The organism is Stenotrophomonas sp. PI_27, from assembly GCF_027854495.1.
GTDB lineage: Bacteria > Pseudomonadota > Gammaproteobacteria > Xanthomonadales > Xanthomonadaceae > Stenotrophomonas > Stenotrophomonas pavanii.
Genome location: NZ_JAJNOF010000004.1, coordinates 43757 through 67035, shown reverse-complemented (window position 1 = coordinate 67035; position 23279 = coordinate 43757). Strand labels below are relative to the sequence as shown.

Genomic DNA, 23279 nt, shown 5'->3' with positions numbered 1-23279 from the left:
CTGTGGGCATACGGTCGCGGGCATGCTTGGGCGCTGCCGCTGTCGGCCCTATGGGGCTTGGGAGCACTGGCGGCGTTTTTCATCAACGCGGGCAGAAAGCACGGTGGCAGCCCGGAAGCACCCGACGGGCGTGACTAGGGTCTTAGCCAAGTGGATTTAGTCACTAAAGGTTCCCCTCTCGACTTCCGGCGCGATGTCGGCGTCGCTTGTGTTTGTGGTGAGATTGCTCTAGCCGCCATGAAAGCGGGCCACGTTGTCACTGTACTGAAGGCATGGTCCACGGACCTGTACAGCGGCCCTCCGCCCGTAGGTGCACGCGCCACAAGACCTTCCTGAGCCCCGCAGATGAGAAGGGGAGGCGCACCGGCGGTCCTTCATCTGCTTAGATATACGCAAATCGAACAGCGAGCACTCTCTTGCGCATTAGTCTCTCACCGACCGCTCTTTGCGCGCTGACTTCCGGCGCGGCTATCGACGCGACCGCGGGCTCCCTGAGCCATCATGCTAGTAGGGGCGGGCGACACCCGCGAGGCCTCTACAATCATGCAACTTCACGCCTCTGCGAGCGCATCACTCGCTACGCCACAGATGTCGAAGCATTGCTAAGACTCGACTACGAGGGGATCTCTAAGCCTGGCTCGGGCAACGATAGCTGGGCTGCCACCTCAGACGCATTGGAAGCACTGACCTACGCAGCTGCGGAGTATGACGACGACCTAAAGGCAATTGTCAGCAACTACTTTGCCACCAAGGAAGAAGCTGGGCGGGACGAGCGCGCCAAGTTTTTCCGGAGCACGATTAGGGGGGCTGCCAACTTGCTCAACCTCATGGCGAACAAGGCCAAGCACGAGCATGCGCGCGCTCGTCTCTACACTGCTGAAATCTCATTCCCCTACCAACCAATCTCGCTTCACGGCTTCTTTCTGGAGGGGATTACCGAAGATGGAGCAATAGGTCCCCATCCCGTTGTGCATGCCGTCCAGCCGGTCTATTCCTTGCCCAGCTTGGCTTGGATTGCGATACACATGATTGTCGAGACGGACAAGGCGCTGACGCATTTTCTCTCATGCCTTTCGCGCACGGAGTCCCCCAAGGCAGACACTTCGTGCTCCAACTTTCAGAAGGCGGTGAGTGCTTCGGCCCGGCTACCCGCCTACAGCTTCGGCGAGACATTTTACGAGTATCGCCTCATTGACACCGACCGCTCTGAGACTCCGCTGGATTCTGGGCTGACCGGTAGTCTCCTCACGGAATGGCCGCCCGGCTGGTTTAAGGTCATAGGAGCCCGAGTGAGCTATATCGGGGACGGTGCTTCGGTGAAGTACACAACGCCACCGGTCGCTAAGGTGAAGCTGATCCGCTACCCGGTGCCACGCCGCTAACTCGCATCCCCTCCAGTCGCGGCATCGCCTCCATAGGCGGTCGCCCCATACGGCACAGTACGTGACTGTGTCATGGGTTTAGTGGACATCATCGGGATAGGGACCGTAACGGTCCGCCCCGGCCCTCCATAGGCGGCACTGGATTTAGCCGTCATCATCGGGAGAACGGCGAGCGGCGCTGAACCCCGCTGTACGCTCAGCCTCGCCCCCCTCCGACCTCCTCACCACCACCAATTGACCCTGCGAGTGCTGGGCCTTCGGGCCTCGGCGGCTTTGCCGTGCGCTTTCGCCAGGGACCGAAGAAGCAGACTATGAAGAAGCAGACACCACCCCCGTACTACTTCACGGATCATGACGGCCGCCACTTGGTCCAGTTGCATGTCCACGGCAGCGACACCCCAACAGTCACCGAGGCGGTCGTATGGGACAACGCCAAGCGCCGCTATGGTCTTACCGGAAGCGTCTACATGAGCAGCGACGGCCAGGGACACCGGTACGTCGTAGCGACCATTCCTGGTAGCGGCTCGCACGCCCCGCTGGCGCGCCTTCTGCTGGGCCGACCGAGTGGCTACCGCGTGTGCTACGTGGATGGCAATTCCCTCAACCTAATGCCAGAGAATTTCCAACTGGTTGCACCATGGGCGGATGAACGCACTGCTGCTGAGGCATTGGCACTGCACCTCGCCAGTGCCCGACAGGATAGTGGGAGTTCCCAATCAAGGTCGGCGTGAGCTTCTATCCAGCACCGATGCCACCACGGGGTCAACGTTACTATCGACGGACCTCTACAGTAGTCCTCCGGTGAAGACCTGCGACACCAAGCGACGCTCGCTTCTCAAGCCCCGAAAGTGACAGAGGGGACTTGCGTCCCCTCCTTGGCAACTTACTCGTCGTCAGCCGAGTTTCCACATTCGAAGCCACACTCCGGCCCGAGGCTGTCATCGTAGTCGCCCTGGACGGAGACGATTTGCGCGTCCCCCTCGCGGCGTTGATCTTCTTCGAAGCAATCCGGGCAAACGTTCACCATCGGATAGTTCTCACTCGCCCTGTCACTCGACATGTCACCGTAGATGGTGCATGCCTTCCAGCCTGTCGTGTCCAAAGTCGTTCCCTCTGTTCGGCACTGGCTGATCGCCAGCGACGACATTCTGCCATCGGCGTGAGCGCCGCAACACGGCGGAGACCATCGACCAAGGAGGGGCTTGACAAGCCTGGTATCATAATAAGACCTAAGTATTACTATAGTGGGACTGTAGAGTTCTATTCACTGGTATTCACCACCAAGTAGAACTACAGTCCTCCTATGCACTCCTGGGGTGTTCCTTTGTCCTCCTTGGGTGCCAACTGCGGCGGTAATCCCAAAGCAGCCAGAACCCGATAGAAGCTCGAACGCATCCCCACCGCTAGGTTGTACCGGGCTTCCTCTTGTACGAGGCTTCTGGCGCAACTAGCGCGCTCCATACGGCGTCCACGGCCTACACCCATGCACGCCCGCAATTGCATGTCGTCTCTCTGAGCGTGTCCCTCACGACCTAGTCGCTGCTGCCACAAGTCGAGCAGCGATAGTCGGTCGCCCCCCCCCCCAACCCCTTTACGTCAATGCGCCGCGACCGGGAGGTCTCAGCGGCTTTGCCGTGGCCGAATCTTTTTTTGAAGGAGCTGAACTTGTTTGAGAACCTCCCAGGTGCCGACGAAAACACCGTCAGGCCCGCACCCCAGCAGCCCATCGTGCAAGCCGTGCGCGAGCGCAAGGAGCAGCGAGAGGCCGCGCAGCGCCGGAAGGATCAGACGACCGTATGGGACGGATGGGGCGCTGCCCAGGCAAAGGGCGGCATCGGCTTCATCGACCGCTTCATCACCGAGCTGGGCTACGAGCCGCAGCAGGGCTATCGCATTCCCGCAGACGCGCGCAAGCGCTGGGAGTCAATGGGCCTGCGCCCGGAGCAGTGGGAGCTGTTCGGCCGGGCCACGTCCGACGAGCACCTCTCCTATCTGGAATCCGTGGCCTTTATGAATCAGATGGCGGACGACGACCTGGCGCAGTTTGGCCTGGGCGGACAGATCGCCCTCGGCTTCACCGACCCGGTGGCAACCGGCCTCGATCTCGCCACGGGCGGCCTGGGGTACGCAGCCAAGGCCGGACGCCTCGCCAACGCGGTGCGCTCCGGTCTACAGGCTGCGGGCACCTCCGCGCTGATGTCGGCCGCAACCTCCACCTACGACCCCGAGCAAACGCTCGCAGACGGCGTACAGAGCGCAGCCCTGTCCTTCGCCTTCGCTGGTGCCCTCGGCGCTCGTCGAGGCGCGTTCTACGACGGCGAGGTAAACCCTGACGTGGTGAAGCGGCTGGCCGGTGACGACTCGCTGTCCGCCGCCCGCGTGGCAGGCACCGCCGCCAACGACCCCACGCCCGGCGTCCTCCCGCTGCGCAACGAGAGCGCATTCGAGCAGGAGTTCGCCGACAAGGCGCTGGTCAACGCGCACATCACGCCCCACTTCGCCACCGTCCGCCGCGACCTTGCTGCCCGCATGGGTAGCGCCAAGTCGCCGCTGGTGCGCGAGGCGGGCCGTCTGCTGTTCCGCGATGGTGTCGGGTACACCGATCGCTCCGTCGCGGTCCAGGAGTCCACCAGCGAGTTCGCCAAGCGCCACCTGGCCGTCATGGAGACGGAATGGCGGAGCGGAGTGAACGCCGCATGGGACGCCTACAAGCAACGGACGGGCACGCATTGGTGGAACTTCTCCGAGCGCGCCAAGTTCAACGAGGAGGTCGGCCGTGCCGTGCGCGGTGCGCCGGACGTGTCTGATGAAGCGAGGACCGCCGCAGCGGCCGTTGCCAAGGCTATGCAGGACGCGCTGCGACTGGCGAAGGAGAGTGGTCTTGAAGGCTTTGCGGAGCTGGCGCAGAACGGCAACTACCTGCCGCGCTACTGGAGCGGCAAGGGCTTCAAGCGCCTGTTCGGCGAAATGCAGCTCCACCAGGACGACGTGATCGACCAGCTCATCAAGCCCGCCATGCGTCGCGCATGGGAGGCCGCCGCCGACGAAGGCGACGAGATCGACGACGAGCTGCTCGGCGCGGTTGCACGCTCCTATCTCAAGCGCGCCCAAGCGAACTTCGAGGGCGACGGAATGGACCTGCTGGTCCGCCCGCTGGACAGCGATTCGGTCGAGGAGATCGGCAACATGCTGACCGAGGCGGGCGTCTCGCCCGTGCGGTCGCAAGAGCTGCTGTCCAAGCTGGAGCGCAAGACCCACGAGTCGGGCAAGCTCGACCGCGCGAAGAAGCGCATCGACCTCGACGAGACCTACTCCACCACCATCCGCAACGAAGCTGGAGAGGACGTGCAGGTCTCGATGGCTGACCTGTTCGACAACGACGTGGACTCGGTGATGACCCGCTACATGCGCGAGATCACCGGCTGGTCGGCACTGTCATCGAAGGCTGGCGTCAAGAACCGAGCACAGCTGGACCGCTTCGTGTCGCAGCTCACCATGGATGCCCGCAAGTCCGGGGACGACGTGAAGGGCATCGAGCGAATCATCGACATCGGCATCAAGTCCACCTTCGGCCGCAGCACGGAGCTTGACCCTACCAGCAGTGGAGCTAGATATGCCAGGTTCCTGCGCAACTACAACTTCGCCCGCGTAATGAACCAGGTGGGATTCTCGCTCTTTGCAGAGCTAGGCCCGGCTGTAGCTCATGGCGGCGTCCGCAACTTTGTCCGGTCTGGGTTTGCCGTGAAGTCCTTCCTAAAGCGCGGCGCTGACGGCAAGCTGTCCTCGCAGGAGGCGCGCGTGATGGAGCGGCTGTTCGCACCTGGCACCGACTGGCTGCGCAACCCACCGTTCCTGCGCCTGGACGAGGACGCGCTCGTGCCGCAGACGTTCAACGTCAAGCACGGCGAGAAGATCGACAACGCGATGAACATGGCGACGCACGTCACCTCGGTCGCATCCGGCATGGCCCCGATCAACACGATGCTCCAACGCATCGCCGGTCGCGCCACGCTGCTGCGGCTGCTGGACATGGCGAACGCCAAGAAGCTGTCGGACGCCGAAGTGGCCCGCCTGCGCACCTGGGGCCTCGACGAGAAGGCCCAGGCCGATGTGTTCGGCTACCTCAAAGGCAAGCGGCAGATCGAGCAGATCGACCCGGACAAGTTGCCGTTCCAGACGCGCGAGCGCATGGCGGCATTCCTGTTCCGCGTGACGCGACACCAGGTTCTCGAAGGCGACGCCTCGGACAGCATCGAGCTGATGCACTCCACCACCGGCCGCATCGTCACGCAGTTCCGCAGCTTCATGGTCAACAGCTACACCCGCCACTTCCTGAACTCCGTCCACCACTACGACGACTGGCGCACCTACGCGATGGTCACCCTGTCCGCCGCCGCTGCTGGCATGGGATGGGCAGCGCGGACGTACATCAACACCATCGGCAACGAGAAGCAGAGGAAGAAGCAGCTCACCCCTGAGAACTTTGCCCGGAACGCCGTTGCGCAATCCAGTTGGTCGAACATCGTACCGGCCGTGACGGATATGGTATGGGCCGACACGCTGGGCAACGCCCCCGTGTTCAGCGGTAACCGCTCGACCGGCCTGGAGAACGGCGTCATGGGCATCCCGTCCATCGACCTCCTGAACAAGGTCTACGGGGGCGGTCGGATCGCTGGGGCGCTCCTCGACCCTGACCAACACGTCACCGAACGGCAGGCGCGGGACCTCTGGCGCATCTGGTGGTTCAACAACATGACCGGTGTACGCAACATCGCCGATGCGGCACTCCGGGAGCTACCGGACCAACCGGACGGGACCGATGCAGACGAGAGCGGTCCGTAGGGCTAGACCGCCCCTGGGTCGAGTCGAAACGTTTGCCGCAAATTTTCGAGACGGTATCTAACTACTCGGAACCTCGCTATCACCCCCCGGCGGCCCCTCCGCCTATTAGCGGCACGCTGAGGCCAGCAGCCACCCCCACCCCACGGTGCTTGCAAGCCTGCCCCTCCGTACCGCCAAGGCGCGGGAGAAGCGCGCGCCACCTCCACCATCAACCACCACCACAGCCCGCCAGCGGTCGCCCCGCTGCGCGGGCTTTGTCGTTTGGAGAAGCCATGCACGACCAAAACACCAACGCCGCCACTCCCGTTCGCCTCTTGCCCATTGCCGAGGTCTGCCAGATCGTCGGACTAGGCGAGAGCACCGTATGGGAACGTACCCGCGCAGGCACGTTCCCAAAGCCGGTCAAGCTGTCGGAGCGGACAACCCGCTGGGTGTCCACCGAGGTTGAGCAATGGGTGGCCGAGGTCATCGCCAGGCGCGCCTAGCCGGCATTCGTTGGCGGTAACTTTGGCGGTAACAACCGAAGCCTTCCCTTCAAAGTTCCGCGCAAATCAGCCACTTGCGCCCCATTTTCTGTAGAGCCCACCCCAACGAACGGTTCGTCAAGGACCGGAGAAGCCCGGGAACCCCCGCATAACAAGGGTTCCCGGGCTTTTTTATGTCCCCGACTGGTTCGCGTCAGTTCGTTCTCACCGATGATTCGATCATCGGCGGCGGTTCTCCTCGTTCAGCACCTGGAGCATGTCGCCTGGCGACAGCGCTCCGCCTGTCCGCTCATTGCTCCCGCGTGAGCCGGAGGTTTCCGTCTGACGGGGTAGTCGAGCGGTAGGACTGTCGATCACCTGCAGCCAGCGTAAGGTTCTGCGAAGTGGAAATGTTCGCGCAGAGCCCACCACCGGTCGACAGCTTCAGGAAGTATGAGCCTGGAGCGACATAAAGGGTCGCAGCCTCGGACTGCCGCAGGGCGATGATCTTCACGTTGTTCAGCGAGATGTCGTGGCTGCAGCCCGATCCCAGAAATCCCTTGTCGCGGGCGACGTAAATGGTCGCCGTGCGCTCCGGCGAGGGCGATAGATAGGCGTTTTCGTAGATCCGGTCTGCAGGGACCGCTCTTGCCGTGGTATCGGTGACCGGAACGGTTGAGCAAGCGGAAACGGCTGAAGCAACGAGAACCACCGCGCAGAGCGCCAGCACTGGGTTACGCATCCTGTACCTCCCCTTATGGTGCAGAGATTCTAGCGTGACAGCCTTCTGAACGCCCCAGGAAACTGCAAACTACCTTGCGAGCTTCCGGAAACCCACGCTCGGCCTGGGTTTCCGGGCTTTTCCATTGCCCGTTTGAGTGGCCAGCCGATACTGCGCATGGCACCCATCGCATCACCGCCGTTGATGATCGTGGCGCCCTTCAATGCCAGGGCGACGCCAGGAGCCTCGACCGAGTCGTAACCGCGATGCCCGAACGGCACGGCGATCCGGAGATCCCAGAGGCAGCGTCGGCCCGAACGGATGCACCCGCTGGCCTGGCCTAGAGCCAGCGCCGTACACGCCTGCAGAAGGCTGCATAAGCGTCGGGGAAGCGCGCCGACAACATGCGTTCCTCGGGCAGGATCTGAAGGCGTGTGATGTATACGACAAACAGGGGTACCGCCAACAGCGCGCGCAGATCCTGCAGGTAGAGCATGGCGCCGAGCAGGACCAGCGCCTGCCCCAGGTACATGGGATTGCGCGTATGCCGGTACACGCCGTGCGTGACCAGTGCGCTGGCCGCCTGCGGCCGCAGAGGATTGACCGTGGTACCGGCGCGGCGGAACGCCAGCTTCGGCAGCAGATTCAGCGCCACGCCCGTGGCTGCCACTGCCGCCGGCACCAGCACCGGAAACGCCATGGGCCAGGTCCACGGGCTTCCCCAGGCACTGGCGGCAAGACCTGCCATCGCGCATGCCAGCATCACCAGTGGTGGGGGAATCCGGGTTTCCAGCCACGTCATCGGCGTTGCCTGTCGGCGTCCATTCATTTCAGTGTCACACACCGGTGCCTCAATCGCCCAGCGGTGAATGCGTCCGTCGGTCGAGGCGACCGCCCGGGATATTCCGCTTTGACAGACCGCCCGCTAGAGTGGCGCCACCGCGCAGGAGGATCGCATGGCTACCACGGGCTTGGGCTTGATCGGCCGCACGACCCTCATCATCACCGTGCTGCTCACCCTGGGCGGCTGCGCGACGCTGCGCCAGTTCGGGCCGTCGGTGCAGGTCGCTTCGGTCACGCCCGGCCAGTACATCGCGCTCAAGCGCGGTGACATCCTCACCTCCGGCAAGCTCAGCGCGGCGACCACCGAGACCCTGCGCGTGGCCGGGCTCGATGAGGGGGCCTGTGCCAAGCCCGGCCTGCCCTGCATCGAGGCGATGGAAGGCAGCATCGTGGTGCGCGAGGAAGACAAGCGCTCCAGCCTGGCCGAGCTGTGGCTGCAGTATGCGATGACCCTGCCGGCGCCGAAGCGCGAATACTCCGCGTCAGGCCGGGCCAAGACTGCAATCACCGAGCTGGATGCCGACTTCCAGCCGCGCCTGGACGCGTGGATGCAGGTCGCGCGCCAGGCCTATGCCTATCTGTTCTTCACCGAGCGCACCGCCAACCAGCGGGGGTTCGAGGACCGCCAGACCCAGGTGCGCGACTACTACAACCTGGCGGTGCAGGAGGCTTCGGTGCAGCTGTACGATGCCTATGCCACCGGGCGCGTGCACAACACGGCCAACCACCTCCGGCTGGGCCGCTGGACCTTCGTGCTGGCCCCTTCAGACGAAGCATCGGCGCTGGACCAGCGCACCCCCAGCGAGCTGGTACCCGCCGCCTCGCTGTCGTTCACCGGCACGCTGCGCAGCGTGCATCGCCGCGATGGCTTCGGTGCCGAGCTGGTGGCGGTGATGGACGACCCGGCCGGCAGCACGACCACTCCGCCTCCGGCGGCGGCGCAGGCGGCGCAGGCAGGACGTTCTGCCACGCAGAGGTGGAGCGAGATGCCTTCGCCATCGATGACGGTGCTGCTGCGCTTCTCGGGAAAGAACCTGTGGGAAGTGCTGCATGACGACGAGCCGGAACTGGAGATCCACGATCCCTACCAGGTCTCGGAAGTGACCCTGCACGGCCAGCAGGTGCCGCTGGCAGCCAATTTCACCGCCGGCTACGCGCTGTGGCTGGCCCGCTCCAACTTCAGCCGCCAGTCGTTGCGCACGCTGTTCGGTGGCAAGGGCGGCATCGACACGCCGCATCTGTACATGATGCAGCCCTACGACCCGAACCGTCGCGTGCTGCTGATGATCCATGGCCTGGCCAGCAGTCCGGAAGCGTGGGTCAACGTGGCCAACGAACTGCTGCGCGACGACGAGATCCGCCAGGCGTTCCAGGTCTGGCAGTTCTATTACCCCACCAACATGCCCATTGCGATGAGCCACGATGCGATGCGCCACACGCTGGCCGAGGTGTTCAGGCACTTCGACCCCAGCGGCAAGGCGCAGGCCTCGCATGACATGGTCCTGGTCGGGCACAGCATGGGGGGAGTGATCGCACGGTTGATGGTCTCCTCCTCGGGTGACCACCTGGTCGATACCCTGCTGGCCACCGCGCAGATGACGCCTGCCCAGCGCGAGCTGCTGCGCACCAAGGGCGCGCCGGTGCTGACCTTCCTGCCGGAGCCGGAAGTATCGCGGGTGGTGTTCATCGCCACCCCGCATCGCGGCACCGACGTGGCCGGCACCCGCCTCGGCCGCTGGATCGGCCGCCTGGTCCGGCTGCCGCTGACCGTGCTGGAAGACGTGGCGACGCTGGCCAACGACGGCCAGATCGACCGCACCGATGGCAAGCACGGCTACCAGATGAACAGCATCCAGAATCTGGACAAGGATGACCCGTTCGTCCGGGCCGTAACCGACCTGCCGATGTCTCCCAGGGTGCACTACCACTCCATCATCGCCCGCGCCAAGGCCGACGGCCCGCTGGAAAAGACCGATGACGGGCTGGTGCCCTACTGGAGCTCGCACCTGCCGCATGCGGATTCGGAGAAGGTGATCGTGTCCGGGCACAGCGTGCAGGAAGCCACGCCGGCCATCGTTGAACTGCGCAGGATCCTGCATGAGGACATGCAGCAGCACCGGACGCCGCTGAAGTAGCAGGGCCCGATTGAGGGGAATCCCTCATCGTGGCTGCGCGCGCGGCCTTTTATGCTGGGTCCACTTTCCCCCACGGAGGTCCGCATGCACACGCAAGAGCCCAGCCGCCAGCCCAGCCCCGATCCGGCCGAGCGCGATGCCTTCTTCCCGTCGCCGTACTCGCTGTCGCAGTTCACATCGCCACAGAGCAACCTGTCCGGGGCCGAGTATCCGGATGCACGCCGCGACGGCCGCTGGAAGGTGCTGATGATCGCTGCCGATGAGCGTTACCTGCCGACCGCCAATGGCCACCTGTTCTCCACCGGCAACCACCCCGTGGAAACCTTGCTGCCGATGTACCACCTGGACAAGGCCGGCTTCGGGATCGACGTGGCAACGCTGTCCGGGAACCCCGTCAAGTTCGAATGGTGGGCCTTCCCGCGCGAGGACCGCGAGATCGGCGGACTGTACGAACGCTACGAGGCGCGCTTCCGCCAGCCGTTGCAGCTGGACGCGGTGGTGGCCGGCCTGGGAGCCGATTCGGACTATGCCGCCGTGTTCATTCCCGGTGGCCATGGCGCACTGATCGGCCTTCCGGAGAGCGCAGCAGTGAAGGCCGCGCTGCACTGGGCCATGGCCGCGCAGCGCCACATCATCACCCTTTGCCATGGACCGGCGGCGCTGCTGGCGGCGGGCGTCAACGAAGCTGAAGGCGGCTCGCTGTTCCGTGGCTACCGCATCTGCGCGTTCCCCGACGCGATGGACCGGCAGACGCCGGAGATCGGCTACATGCCGGGGCAGCTGCGTTGGTTCTTCGGTGAGCGGCTGGCGCAGCAGGGCGTGCAGATCGTCAATGAGGGCATCGATGGCAGCGTGCTGCAGGATCGGCTGCTGCTGACCGGCGACAGTCCGCTGGCGGGCAACGCGCTGGGCAAGCTGGCCGCGCGTACGCTGCTGGACGCGTTGGCCGGGCGCTGAGCCAGTGCCCGCGCTGGTGTCCGCGTTGCTGGAACTGGAACAGGCGCGCTCACTGGCCGCGGTGGGCGGCGTGCTGCGCCGCGCCGCCTCACCCTTGGGCTACGACCGCCTGCTGGTGTTAGCCACCGGCACCGGCCTGGAACGCGGCGCACAGCGCGTGTACTGGATCGAAGGGGACTGGTTCGACGACGGCAGCGCTACCGGGCTCGCCCGCTACCTCCACGCCTGCCCGGTCAACCGCCATGTACTGGACAGCACGGCGCCGTTCTTCTGGAGCAAGCGCCAGGGCGTGCGCGGCGAACGCTATCTGGTGGTGAAGCAGCCGCGCGGCGACGGCCTGCATGGGCTGCAGGTTCCGGTGTTCGGCCAAACCGGTCTGGAAGGTGCGGTCAGCTTCGCCGGCACCTCGATTGATGCGTCCGCCAGCGCGCGCGTGCTGCTGGACATGGTCGGCACGTCCGCCTTCCGTGCGGCGCGGCGTCTGGCCGAAGCGCCTGCGCAGGTTCCCGCGGGCACCTTGAGCGCGCGCGAACGTGAAGTGCTGCGCTGGGTCGCGGCTGGGCGGCGCCAGGCGGACATCGCGGCCACACTGGGGCTGTCTGCGCGCACGGTGGAGAACCACCTGCGTCGAGCGCGGCAACGGCTGGGCGTGGCCACCACCGCGCAGGCGGTGCGCGCGGCCGGCCGCCGAGGCGAGATCGACGACTGAGCCCCGCGCGGTGGCCACCGTCATGCGCGCCGCGGCGTCAACGTACCGATGAAGTCGACCGGGATGGCAAAGCCCTCCAGCTGCATCCAGGGTGCTGGCACCTCCTGCACCGACAACTCGAAATCGCGGGTCACCAGCGCGCAGAACAGCAGCAGCTGGGCATGGCCGACCGCGCTGCCGATGCAGGCACGCGATGAGAATCCGAACGGGACATAGGCGCCCTTGTTGGCCTGGCGGCGCTCGGGCAACCAGCGATCCGGATCGAAGCTGTCCGGGTTCTGCCAGTACTCCGGCGAATGATGCTGGAAATAGGATGACAGCTCGTATGCCCCACCCTTGCGGATGCAGACACCCTCGATGTCGATATCGTGCGAGGCGGGACGATGCAGGGCGAACAGTCCCGGCCACAGCCGCAGAGTTTCCTTGACGAAACGCGACGTGCACGGCAGGGACTTGATCGGCAGTGCATACAGCTGCTCCAGGCTCAGCGCCGAGGTTTCCTCGCGAATGCGCGCATGCCAGTGCGGAAAACGGTGCATCGCGTAGAGCAGGCTGGCGGCAGTGATACCGGGCAGGCCCGACATGCCGGCCAGCACCATCGACACCAGATAGGCCACCCGGTCCACCCCGACCCGTTCTACCAGCGGCAGCAGCGATTGCAGGAAGTCCTCGCGCGGCGCGCTCTCCCGCGCACGACGCCGGATGTGCCGTGACACGGTGCGCGCCGCGCGGCGGGAAAGGTGGAAGTCGATGATCCGCCGCCAGAACGAGAAGTTCTGCAGCACGATGGCGTTGTAGCGGGTCTTCTGTTCGCCGATGAGGGCTTCGACGTCGGCGCGGCTGAGGCCATCGATCAGCAGCGGCAACAGCGACTGCGAGATCGTCCACCAGCTCAGTTCGCTGAGGTCATGCGCACGATCAGCACGCTGGGCGAGAAAGCCGTGCATGCGCGCGTAGAGATCGCGCATGTGCCCGGGGCTGGCCAGGCGTCCGGCCTGTTCGCTCAGCAGTCCACGCACCTCACGCCATGCGACCGGGTCGCGGGCACGGCGCAGGCCAAGATAGTCAATCAGCGAATCCGGTACCGTGTGCCGGTCGGTATTGGCCTTGTCGACCCTGACCGCCAGGGCCGGATCAAAGATGCCGACAACATCATTGTTGAAGCGCAGGACCGGCCCTTCGCGGCGCACGCGATCGAGCAGATCGTCGATGGAAACCACTTCCGCATCCGCTGCACGCTCATCCATGCCCTGCCCCCCGATGCCAGGGAAGATCATCGACCTTCCCTGGCGATGTCATCGAATATGTGGCGTCCTACCGGTCAGAAGATGTTCCAGTAGCGATACTTGGAACGGATGCACTGGGTGGAATTGTCCGAACGCAGGTTCAGCGACACCTGCAGGGCGCGAATCAATCGTGTCATGGCACAGCTCCTTGTGGTTCCGTTGTGGGTTTGCTGCTGCGATGCCGGGTTCAATGGCCGGCACGGCCGTTCTAGCACGCAGGCCCGGCCTGAAGGGTCAATGCGCCGTCAAGGCCAGGCTGAATACGCCCCATTCCCGACGGATGCCGCCAGCGCGTGCACAGCCATCCACCGGCAATCCGTGCGATGCTCCGTGAAACCGTTTTCATGGAATGGAGGGATTCCACGATGTTGTCGCGTTTCCGTCGCCCCGCGCTCTCTGCGCTGCTGGCGCTTGCCCTGCCTCTCACCAGCGCCTGGGCGGCTGCCCCCGCGCCGTTGAAGGTGATGTCGTTCAATGTGCGCACCCCGGCCGATACCGAGCCCGGCAAGCGCTGGCCTGACCGCCGCGACGCAATGGTGAAGGTCATCCTCGATGCGCACCCCGCAGTGATCGGCACCCAGGAACTGGTGCAGGAGCAGGCCGACTACCTGGCCGGGCACCTGCCCGGCTATCGCTGGTTCGGCGAGGGCCGCCGGGGGGGCAGCGGTGACGAGCACATGGGTGTGTTCTACGACAGCAATGTGCTGGCAATCGAGCAATCAGGCAACTTCTGGCTGTCCGACACACCGGACGTGCCGGGCAGCATCACCTGGGGCAACCTGTATCCGCGCATGGTGACCTGGGCGCTGTTCCGCCGCATCGACGACGGCCGCCGCTTCTACTTCATGAACACCCACCTGCCCTACCGCGACGAAGACGAACCGCGGCGGGTCAAGGGTGCCGAACTGATCGGCACGCGCGTGGCCAAGCTGCCGGCCGATCTGCCCGTCGTGCTGACCGGCGACTTCAACAGCGAACCCGGCGGCGACACCTACAAGGCGTTCACCCGCGTGCTGCAGGACACCCGTACCCAGGTGAAGGCCCCGCAGGGCCCGCGGCTGACCTTCCATGATTTCACCGGCAAGGCCACCGTGCAGCTGGACTGGGTGCTGGTGCGCGGCTTCCATGCGCGCAGCTTCCTGACCGACGACCGCCGCATCGATGGCGTGCTGCCGTCGGACCACTTCCCGCTGGTGGTCGAGCTGGACTGGCCCAAGCACTGAGCAGCCACGGCAGCCGCCGTTACAGCGGTGGCTGCCGCGACAGCAGGCGATACAGCGCCTGATGCTGGTCGCGCGCCTGGCAGATGCGGGCGCCGATCGCCAGGAACACGGCCACACCGATCAGGCCCAGCCCGAGCATCGAATCCTGCAGGCGCAGGAAACCGACCGCAGCGGCCATCGTCGCCAGCACCAGCAGCACCACGACCGCCACCGACAACCCGGCACCGGGTGGGCCCGGATCGCCGAACAACATCCGTTGGGTATCCCGCCATCCGTCCGCCATTGGTTGTCCTCCCAGGTGCCTGACCCACTAGTTACACGGCGGGACGCCGTTTCGGCAGAGTCAGAAACGTCACGGACGTGAAGATGTCCACGCCGGGCACCGCGCTACCCTGCCGCATCCCCCTGGACCGCGGAGCAGGACATGGCACACCAGAGCCGGCTGGCCGGATTCATCATCGACTGCCAGGACATGCCTGCCGACGAGGCTGCCCGCTTCTGGGCCGCCGCGCTGGGCCTGCAGGCGCAGGCGGCGCGTGCCGAAGACGGCGCCGAGTACGCCGACCTGCTGGGCGCGCCGGCAGGCTTGGACGTGGAGGTGCAACGTGTCGATCACCCGTCACGGGTGCACCTGGACATCGAGAGCGACGACATCGATGCCGAGGCCGACCGCCTGGAAAAACTCGGCGCCCGTCGCATCGGCTTCGTCAAACGCTGGTGGGTGATGGAAGCGCCCAGCGGCCATCGATTCTGCGTCGTGCACATGCGCGACCGCGCGGTGCCGGCCAACCAGTGGCCCTGAAAGAAGAAAGGGACGGAAGCCAGCGCTCCCGTCCCCCGGTTCTACTGCAGTTGCGCCACGCTGGGCGGCTGCGGTGATTGCCCCCAGCCCCCCAGTGCCTTGTAGACGCCCACCACGCTGACGTTGACTTCGGCCTCGGCCGCCGCCAGGGCATCGTCGGCAGCCAGCTGAGTGCGCTGCGCGTCGAGCAGGGTCAGGAAGTCCTCCGAGCCCTCGCGGTAGCGGATCTGTGCCAGCGATTCGGCACGCCGTGCCGCCTGCGCCTGCTCGACCACGATCGCCAACCGTGCCTGCTGCTTGGAATAGCGGGTCAGCGCGTTCTCGGTGTCCTCCAGGGCGAGCAGTACCGCCTGTTCGTACTGCGCGGCCACGCCTTCGGCTTCAGCCTTGCTGGCACGCAGGCGCGCACGCACGGTACCGAAATCGAACGCTGCCCAGCTCAGCGACGGGGTCAGCGACCAGGCCTTGTTGTTGCCGTTGACCAGGCCGCTGGCATCGCCCCCCAGGAAGCCGACGAAACCGGACAGCGACAGCCGCGGGAACAGATCGGCGGTGGCCACGCCCACGCGCGCGGTGGCGGCCGCCAGGCGCCGCTCGGCCACGCGCACGTCGGCGCGCTGGCGCAGCAGTTCGCGGGTGTCACCCAGCGGCAATGCCTTGGCGAAGGCCGGCACGTCGTGCGGCGCAAGCATGTCGGTCAGTACTTCCGGACGCTGTCCCAGCAGCACGGCCAGCCGGTTGCGCGACTGTGTCTCGGCCACTTCCAGCAGCGGGATGTCGGCCTCGATCGCCTTCAGGCGCGCGCGGCTGCTCTGCACGTCCAGCTCGCTGCCGGCGCCCAGTTCCCAACGCGCCTCGGTCAGCTTCTGCGTATCGCGCAGGTTCTCCAGCGTGTGCTGGGCCACGGCGATGCGCTTCTGCGTCCCACGCAGCTCGAAGTAGTTGCGTGCCACTTCGGCGGCGACCAGTACCTGCGCGTCGGCCAGGTTGGCCTGCTCGGCACCGAGGTCTGCACGCGCGGCTTCGGCGGCACGGCGCTTGCGGCCGAACAGATCCAGCTCCCAGCCGGCATCGAAGCCGAGCTGGTAGCTTTCACTGAACACCCGCTGCCCACCCAGCTGCGGATCGGGCTGCTTGCGGCGGTCGTAGCTGCCGCCTGCGGTGATGTGCGGGGCCTGGTCAAGGCGGCTTTCGACGAACACCGCGCGGGCCTGGCTGACGCGGGCCACGGCCACGCGCAGGTCCAGGTTGTCCGACAGGGCACCATGGACCAGCTGCTCCAGCACCGGATCATCGAACTGCGCCCACCAGCTGGCGACCGGCGAGGCCGTGCTGAAGACCGGCTGCTGTGCACCCTGCAGGACCACCGGTTCCTGCACCGGGGCCTTGTAGTTCGGGCCGACGCTGACACAGCCCGCCAGCACCAGGCTGGAGACGGCCATCGCCAACGTGCGGATCACCATGGCAGCACCTCGCCCAGGTAGGTGAAGCTGCCGCTGGCACCGGATTCACCGATCAGCGCCATTTCCACGCTGGAACGCGCGCCTTCGCTGATTTCGATCTCGCCGTTGCCGCCGTTCATGTCAGTCTTTACGTAACCCGGATGCACGGTGTTGACCTTGATCGGCGTGTTGCGCAGCTCATAGGCCAGGCTCAGGGTCCAGCTGTTCACTGCGGCCTTGGACGCGTTGTAGGCCGGAATCTTGAAGTCGTAGATGCCCGACGAAGGATCCGCGTGCAGGGTCTGCGAGCCGAGCATGCTGGACACATTGACGATGCGTCCGGACTTGGACTGCTTGACCAGCGGCAGGAATGCCTGGGTTACCGCGACCAGCGCATAGACGTTGGTGTCGAAGGTGCGCTTCCAGGTGTCCAGCGACTGCTCGGACGGCGCCTGCGCCGGGTTCTCGATCATGATGCCGGCATTGTTGACCAGGATGTCGAGGCGACCGTGGCGCTGGCGCACCTGCTCGACCGCTTCGGCGATGCTGGCCGCGTCGGTCACGTCCAGCTGCAGGGCTTCGACCGGCAGGCCTTCAGCCTGCAGCTTCAGGGCCAGCTCCACCGCGGTATCGCGCTTGCGACCGGCCAGCAGCGTGTGCACGCCGGCCTCTGCCAGCTGGCGCACGGTTTCCAGGCCGATGCCACGGGTGGCGCCGGTCACCAGCGCGATCTTGTTCTGATGGGTGTTCATGGATGCATGCCTTGTCTGTGGGGAGAGTGGCCGCCGGCCAACGACCGGCGGCGGAGTTCCGTATCAGTGGTGGATGGTCGGTTCGCCGTGCTGCACCAGCTGGCCGCCACCGTTGCGGGTAACCAGCTTGCGCAGCGCCACGTAGAACACCGGGGTGAGGAACAGGCCGAACAGGGTCACGCCCAGCATGCCGGCGAACACGGTAATGCCGGTCACCGAGCGCACCTCGGCGCCTGCACCGTGCGACAGCACCAGCGGTACGGTGCCGGCGATGAATGCGATGGAGGTCATCACGATCGGGCGCAGGCGCAGGCGGCAGGCTTCCAGCGCGGCTTCAACGATGCCCTTGCCGCCCATCTCCAGCTCTCTGGCGAATTCGACGATCAGGATCGCGTTCTTGCACGCCAGGCCCATCAGCACCACCAGGCCGACCTGCACGAACACGTTGTTGTCGCCGCCGGTCAACCACACGCCGAACAGCGCGGACAGCAGGGTCATCGGCACGATCAGGATCACCGCCAGCGGCAGCGACCAGCTTTCGTACAGCGCGGCCAGCACCAGGAAGGCCAGCATGATCGCCACCGGGAACACGATGAACGCGGCCTTGCCCTGCGTGGCCTGCTGGTAGCTCAGGTCGGTCCATTCGGTGGCCATGCCCACCGGCAGTACCTTGCCGGCGATCTCGGTCAGCTTGTTCATCGCCTCGGCCGACGACAGCAGGCGCGGATCGGCTTCACCGGCCAGGTCAGCGGCCGGATAGCCATTGAAGCGCAGCACCGGGTCCGGGCCGAAGGTCTGCTTGATGGTGACCATCGAACCGATCGGCACCATCTCGCCGCGGTCGTTGCGGGTACGCAGCTTGCCGATGTCCTCGACCGTCTCGCGGAACGGACCGTCAGCCTGGGCGATCACCTGCCAGGTACGGCCGAACTGGTTGAAGTCGTTGACGTAGGCCGAACCCAGGTAGGTCTGCAGGGTGTCGAACAGCTCGGTGAGCTGCACGCCCTGTGCCTTGGCCTTGACGCGGTCGACCTCGGCATCCAGCTGCGGCACGTTGGCCTGGTAGCTGGAAATCGGGAAGGCCATGCCCGGCGTCTGCGCCACGGTGCCCTGCATCGCCTGCACGGCGTTCTGCAGCGCGCCGTAACCCAGGTTGCCACGGTCCTCGATGAACATCTGGTAGCCGTTGCCGTTGCCCAGGCCGAGGATCGGCGGCGGCATCATCGCGAACGCGAAGCCTTCCTGCAGGCCGGCGATCTTCTGGTTGATCTCGGCGTTGATCTGCGCGGCGGTGCGGCCATGGCGCTCGGCGAACGGCTTGAGCGGGATGAACGCCACACCGGTGTTGGGCGTGTTGGTGAACTGCAGCGCGTTCAGACCGGGGAACGAGATGGTGTGGGCGACGCCATCGGTTTCCTGGGCGATCTTGGCGACCTTGCGCAGCATTTCATCGGTGCGTGCGATCGACGAACCTTCCGGCAGCTTCACACCCGCAATCAGGTACAGCTTGTCCTGGGTCGGGATGAAGCCCGGCGGCACCAGCTTGAAGATCACGCCCGTACCGACCAGCAGGATCGCGTAGACCACGAATACCGCGCCACGACGGCCGAGGATGCGAGCCACGCCACGCTCGTACTTCTCCGAGCTGGACTTGAAGAAGCGGTTGAACGGGCGGAACACCCAGCCGAACAGGCGGTCGATCAGGCGGCTCGGGCCGTCCTTCGGTGCGCCGTGGGCCTTCAGCAGGCGTGCGGCCAGGGCCGGCGACAGGGTCAGCGAGTTGATCGCCGAGATCACCGTGGAGATGGCGATGGTGACGGCGAACTGCTTGTAGAACTGGCCGGTGACCCCGGACAGGAACGCCATCGGCACGAACACGGCACACAGCACCAGCGCGATCGCCACGATCGGGCCGGACACTTCACGCATGGCCTGGTGGGCCGCAGCGGTGGGCGACAGGCCTTCTTCGATGTTGCGCTCGACGTTCTCCACCACCACGATCGCGTCGTCGACCACGATGCCGATCGCCAGCACCAGGCCGAACAGGCTCAGCGTGTTGATCGAGAAGCCCAGCAGGTACAGCGCGGCGAAGGTACCCACCACCGACACCGGCACCGCGATCAACGGGATGATCGACGCGCGCCAGGTCTGCAGGAACAGGATCACCACCAGCACCACCAGCGCGATCGCTTCCAGCAGCGTGGAGACCACGGCCTTGATCGAGTCACGCACGAAGATGGTGGTGTCATACACCGCTTCGTACTTCACATCGGCTGGCATGGTCTTCTGCATCTCGTCCATCGTCGAGATGACCTTGTCGCGGATTTCCAGCGCGTTGGCGCCCGGCGACTGGAAGATACCGATACCGACCGCGTTCTTGCCATCCAGCTGCGAGCGCAGGGTGTAGTCACCGGCACCCAGTTCAAGGCGGGCCACGTCGGCCAGGCGCACGATCTCGCCATCGGTGCCGCTCTTGAGCACGATGTCGCCGAATTCCTTTTCGGTCTTCAGCCGGCCCTGGGCGTTGATCAGGGTCAGGAACTTGCTGTCCGGCAGCGGTTCGGCGCCAAGCTGGCCGGCCGAGACCTGCACGTTCTGCTCGCGCATGGCGCGCACCACGTCGCTGGCGGTCAGGCCGCGCGAGGCCACCTTGTCCGGGTCCAGCCAGGCACGCATGGCGTAGTCGCCGCCACCGAAGATCTGCGCGTCACCCACGCCCGGAATGCGCGCCAGCGCATCCTTGACGTGCAGGCGGGCGTAGTTGCGCAGGTACAGGGTGTCGTACTTGCCTTGCGGCGAGGTCAGGTGCACCACCATCAGGAAGGTGGGCGACTGCTTCTGCGTGGTCACGCCCTGCCGGCGCACGTCCTCGGGCAGGCGTGCCTGGGCCTGGGCCACGCGGTTCTGCACCTTCACCGCCGCCGCGTCCGGGTCGGTGCCCGGGCGGAAGGTGACGGTCATCTGCAGCACGCCGTCCGAGCCGGCAACCGACTTCAGGTACATCATGCCTTCGACGCCGTTGATCGCCTCTTCAAGCGGCGTGGCGACGGTCTCGGCAATGACCTTGGGATTGGCGCCCGGATAGACCGTGCGCACGACCACCGACGGCGGCACCACTTCGGGGTACTCGCTGATCGGCAGGATCGGAATCGTGATCAGGCCTGCGGCGAAGATCACGATCGACAGCACCGCCGCGAAGATCGGCCTGTCGATGAAGAAACGGGAAAAGTCCATGGAGGAATTCCTGGGAAAGGCGTCCGGCGGGCAACAGCCACCCTGCCCCTCGCCGGGATGACGAAGGCAGGAAAGGCTGCCGCTGGCGCCGGCAGCTAAGCGGGGACGCGGATCAGGAGCCGGCGGATCAGTGGTTCAGCGCAGCGGTTGCATCGCGGCCCGGTGCCGGCGCCGACTGTGGCTGCATCGCCACGGTCTTGGCCTGCACCGGCATGCCCGGCATGAAGACCTTCTGCACGCCGTCGATGATCACCTTGTCACCGGCGGCAAGGCCGTGCTCGACGATACGCAGGCCATCGGCGGTGCGGCCGAGCTGGATGTCGCGGCGCTGGGCCTTGCCATCCTTGTCGACCACGTAGACGTACTTGCGGTCCTGGTCGGTCAGCACGGCCTTGTCATCGATCAGCATGGCCTGGAACTGGCCGCTGCCGAGCAGCTGCACGCGGGCGAACAGGCCCGGCGTGAACTGGCGGTCGGCGTTGTCCAGCAGCGCGCGGACGCGGATGGTGCCGGTGCTGCGGGCCACCTGGTTGTCGAGGAAGTCGACCTTGCCCGCATGCGGGTAGCCCTCTTCCCCGGACAGGCCGACCTTCACCGGCAGCGCGCTGTCACGCTCGCTCGGGCGCTCGCCCTTGCGTGCCATCTGTGCATAGCGCAGGAAGGTGCTTTCGTCGGCATCGAAGTAGACGAACACGGTATCCAGCGAGACCAGCGTGGTCAGCACGCTGGCGCTGTCGCCGGCAGTGACCAGGTTGCCGGCGGTGACCATCGCGCGGCCGGCGCGGCCGTCGATCGGTGCACGCACCTTGGTGAACTCCAGGTTGAGGCGGGCGGCATCCAGCGCCGCCTGCGCGGCCTGCACGGCGGCCCCGGACTGGTCGGCCGCGGCACGACGCTGTTCGGCGGTCTCGGTGGAGATCGCCTGCTGCTCGGACAACCGCTTGGCGCGCTCGGACTCGCTGCGCGCCAGCGTGGCCTGGGTGCGGGCGCGGGCCAGCTCGGCGGCGGCGCGATCGTACTCGGCCTGGTAGCTGCGCGCGTCGATGGTGAAGAGCACTTCGCCCTTCTTCACTTCCTGGCCTTCGACATAGTTGACCTTGTCGATGTAACCGGACACGCGCGGGCGCAGTTCAACGCTCTGCACCGCTTCGACGCGACCGCTGAACTCGTCCCATTGGCTGACCTGCTTGACCAGCACCGGTGCCGCGCTGACCTGCGGCGGCGGCGGCGCACCGGCTTCTTCGGCATGGCCGCCGCTGCAGGCCGCAAGCACGGCCGCGGCGAGGATCGACACGCCGGCCATCGCGATGCGATGGCCGAAACGATGTGGGGTGGTATTGGGGGAAGTCATGGCATGCATCCGTACGGAGGGGTGGTACAGCAATATGAGAACGTGTTGCAAAAATCAGCGGCGCATCCTGCGACCTCAACCGTGGTCGAGGTCAAGCAACACCTGCGGTATCGCGCCACGAAGGGGGAACGTCCAGGTGCAGCAGCCCGCGTGGCAGTTCGGCATCGCTGCTGTCACAGCGGACGATGGCGCGGTTGTCGCGGCAACCGTCGAGCAGCGAAACCACGCGACGGCCAACCAACAGCGAGCTCGGCCACTCGATGCAGGCGTTGGCGGCATTGGCCGGGGTGCACACCGGGCTGCAGACTTCCAGCATCTGCGCGCGCACGCCCAGTGCCTGCGCTTCCTGGTGGACCACCTGCGCGTACATGCGCAGCGCCGCAGTGGTGATCGAGGTCTCGCCGTAGCCGGCCCACGGCTTGGCGCTGGCCGGGCTGCCGATCATCACGTAACGCCGCGCATGCACGTTGTCCTGCAACAGCGGCAGCAGGTGGCGTACGGCGTGCACGTGCGGCATCAGATCGGCCTGCATCGCGCCCAGCAGTTCATCGCCGTTGCGGTCGATCACCCGGCCGCGGCGGTAGGGCCCGCCCATTGCCGCGATCACGGCAGCCAGGGGACGCGGGCGCTGCACGATGCGCCCGGCCAGCGCGCGGGCCGAGCCGTCGTCGCTGAGCGAGCCCAGCATCGTCTCCAGGCCCGGCTCATCGGCGAACTGTTCATGCAGTGCGGCCAGCCGGCCCGGATCGCGACCGACGACCAGCACCGGGCTGCCGGCTTCCAGCAATGCGCCGACCACGCCCTGGCCGACGGCACCGGTGCCGCCGAGGACCAGGACTTCGGGCGTCAGTATCCCATTCACGGGACATTTCCTCCCAAATCCGGGATAGTCCCAATCCGGCGCAGCCGGTCGCCCTTGTGCGGGACCAGGCGGAGGGCACCGCCACGCTGCTGACGCATGGGCGCGGTAAACTCACGGAAGTCCTTGTGCACCAAGGAACTGGGACGTGCTTCGACGGTCATCGCCAGGTCCAGGGCGTTCTGGCCGACGTGCCGGAAGCGGGCAAGAATGTTGCGCAGGCTCATGGCGAGGGGGCTCCATTTCACGAATGGCGCCACGATAGACCTCAAACCTT

The 23279-nt window shown here is 65.8% G+C and carries 19 protein-coding genes; 9 read left to right on the top strand and 10 right to left on the bottom strand.

Annotated features, from left to right (window positions below):
• Window positions 1–674 precede the first annotated feature (674 nt).
• The 4 genes from LRM18_RS06375 (at window position 675) to LRM18_RS06360 (ending at window position 6709) form a co-directional block, all read left to right on the top strand.
• Window positions 675–1382, top strand: a complete 708-nt coding sequence (locus LRM18_RS06375; protein ID WP_197634403.1) for a hypothetical protein — start codon at window positions 675–677, stop codon at window positions 1380–1382.
• 311 nt (window positions 1383–1693) lie between these two features.
• Window positions 1694–2113 carry a hypothetical protein gene (locus LRM18_RS06370; protein ID WP_188241262.1) on the top strand — a complete coding sequence of 140 codons (420 nt, stop codon included), beginning with the start codon at window positions 1694–1696 and terminating at the stop codon, window positions 2111–2113.
• A gap of 934 nt (window positions 2114–3047) precedes the next feature.
• Complete coding sequence (locus tag LRM18_RS06365) at window positions 3048–6224, top strand: hypothetical protein (protein WP_270952633.1); 3177 nt, start codon at window positions 3048–3050, stop codon at window positions 6222–6224.
• A gap of 272 nt (window positions 6225–6496) precedes the next feature.
• Window positions 6497–6709, top strand: coding sequence for an AlpA family transcriptional regulator (locus LRM18_RS06360; protein WP_021203963.1), 213 nt, complete (start codon window positions 6497–6499; stop codon window positions 6707–6709).
• A 289-nt stretch (window positions 6710–6998) separates the two neighbouring features.
• Here the strand turns inward: LRM18_RS06360 and LRM18_RS06355 are convergent, their stop codons facing one another.
• Window positions 6999–7430: a hypothetical protein gene (locus LRM18_RS06355; RefSeq protein ID WP_187756631.1), complete on the bottom strand. Its 432-nt coding sequence runs from the start codon at window positions 7428–7430 to the stop codon at window positions 6999–7001.
• A 319-nt stretch (window positions 7431–7749) separates the two neighbouring features.
• Entirely contained in the window at window positions 7750–8211 is a 462-nt protein-coding gene (locus LRM18_RS06350) for an isoprenylcysteine carboxylmethyltransferase family protein (protein ID WP_049470313.1), read from the bottom strand.
• Between the two features lie 154 nt (window positions 8212–8365).
• Here LRM18_RS06350 and LRM18_RS06345 point away from each other — a divergent pair, with 154 nt between their 5' ends.
• From LRM18_RS06345 to LRM18_RS06335, 3 genes are all read left to right on the top strand, one after another.
• Window positions 8366–10387, top strand: coding sequence for an alpha/beta fold hydrolase (locus LRM18_RS06345; protein ID WP_270952625.1), 2022 nt, complete (start codon window positions 8366–8368; stop codon window positions 10385–10387).
• 84 nt (window positions 10388–10471) lie between these two features.
• Window positions 10472–11344: a glyoxalase III HchA gene (hchA, locus tag LRM18_RS06340; protein ID WP_270952623.1), complete on the top strand. Its 873-nt coding sequence runs from the start codon at window positions 10472–10474 to the stop codon at window positions 11342–11344.
• A 4-nt stretch (window positions 11345–11348) separates the two neighbouring features.
• The gene (locus tag LRM18_RS06335) at window positions 11349–12053 is read left to right on the top strand and encodes a PA1136 family autoinducer-binding transcriptional regulator (RefSeq protein WP_270952621.1); all 705 of its coding nucleotides are present in this window, start codon (window positions 11349–11351) and stop codon (window positions 12051–12053) included.
• 20 nt (window positions 12054–12073) lie between these two features.
• Here the strand turns inward: LRM18_RS06335 and LRM18_RS06330 are convergent, their stop codons facing one another.
• Window positions 12074–13330 carry a cytochrome P450 gene (locus LRM18_RS06330; RefSeq protein ID WP_223224848.1) on the bottom strand — a complete coding sequence of 419 codons (1257 nt, stop codon included), beginning with the start codon at window positions 13328–13330 and terminating at the stop codon, window positions 12074–12076.
• 374 nt (window positions 13331–13704) lie between these two features.
• Here LRM18_RS06330 and LRM18_RS06325 point away from each other — a divergent pair, with 374 nt between their 5' ends.
• The gene (locus LRM18_RS06325; protein WP_053504708.1) at window positions 13705–14562 is read left to right on the top strand and encodes an endonuclease/exonuclease/phosphatase family protein; all 858 of its coding nucleotides are present in this window, start codon (window positions 13705–13707) and stop codon (window positions 14560–14562) included.
• A 19-nt stretch (window positions 14563–14581) separates the two neighbouring features.
• Here the strand turns inward: LRM18_RS06325 and LRM18_RS06320 are convergent, their stop codons facing one another.
• On the bottom strand, window positions 14582–14845 hold the full coding sequence (locus tag LRM18_RS06320; RefSeq protein ID WP_049470327.1) for a hypothetical protein: 264 nt from the start codon (window positions 14843–14845) through the stop codon (window positions 14582–14584).
• A gap of 141 nt (window positions 14846–14986) precedes the next feature.
• Between LRM18_RS06320 and LRM18_RS06315 the strand changes: the two genes are divergently transcribed.
• The gene (locus LRM18_RS06315) at window positions 14987–15364 is read left to right on the top strand and encodes a VOC family protein (protein ID WP_182068596.1); all 378 of its coding nucleotides are present in this window, start codon (window positions 14987–14989) and stop codon (window positions 15362–15364) included.
• A 41-nt stretch (window positions 15365–15405) separates the two neighbouring features.
• Here LRM18_RS06315 and LRM18_RS06310 read toward each other — a convergent pair whose 3' ends face one another.
• From LRM18_RS06310 to LRM18_RS06285, 6 genes are all read right to left on the bottom strand, one after another.
• Entirely contained in the window at window positions 15406–16827 is a 1422-nt protein-coding gene (locus LRM18_RS06310) for an efflux transporter outer membrane subunit (protein WP_049470332.1), read from the bottom strand.
• Window positions 16821–17558 (bottom strand): SDR family oxidoreductase, encoded by a 738-nt coding sequence (locus LRM18_RS06305; protein WP_049470334.1) that lies wholly within the window; start codon window positions 17556–17558, stop codon window positions 16821–16823. Before LRM18_RS06305 ends, LRM18_RS06310 begins: the two co-directional genes overlap by 7 nt.
• Window positions 17559–17621: 63 nt before the next feature.
• Window positions 17622–20792, bottom strand: a complete 3171-nt coding sequence (locus LRM18_RS06300; protein WP_057493810.1) for a multidrug efflux RND transporter permease subunit — start codon at window positions 20790–20792, stop codon at window positions 17622–17624.
• A 127-nt stretch (window positions 20793–20919) separates the two neighbouring features.
• Complete coding sequence (locus LRM18_RS06295) at window positions 20920–22143, bottom strand: efflux RND transporter periplasmic adaptor subunit (RefSeq protein WP_270952614.1); 1224 nt, start codon at window positions 22141–22143, stop codon at window positions 20920–20922.
• A gap of 91 nt (window positions 22144–22234) precedes the next feature.
• Window positions 22235–23005, bottom strand: a complete 771-nt coding sequence (locus LRM18_RS06290; protein WP_049470344.1) for an SDR family oxidoreductase — start codon at window positions 23003–23005, stop codon at window positions 22235–22237.
• The gene (locus tag LRM18_RS06285) at window positions 23002–23229 is read right to left on the bottom strand and encodes a hypothetical protein (RefSeq protein ID WP_049470347.1); all 228 of its coding nucleotides are present in this window, start codon (window positions 23227–23229) and stop codon (window positions 23002–23004) included. The genes LRM18_RS06290 and LRM18_RS06285 overlap by 4 nt, the downstream gene beginning before the upstream one ends.
• Window positions 23230–23279 lie beyond the last annotated feature (50 nt).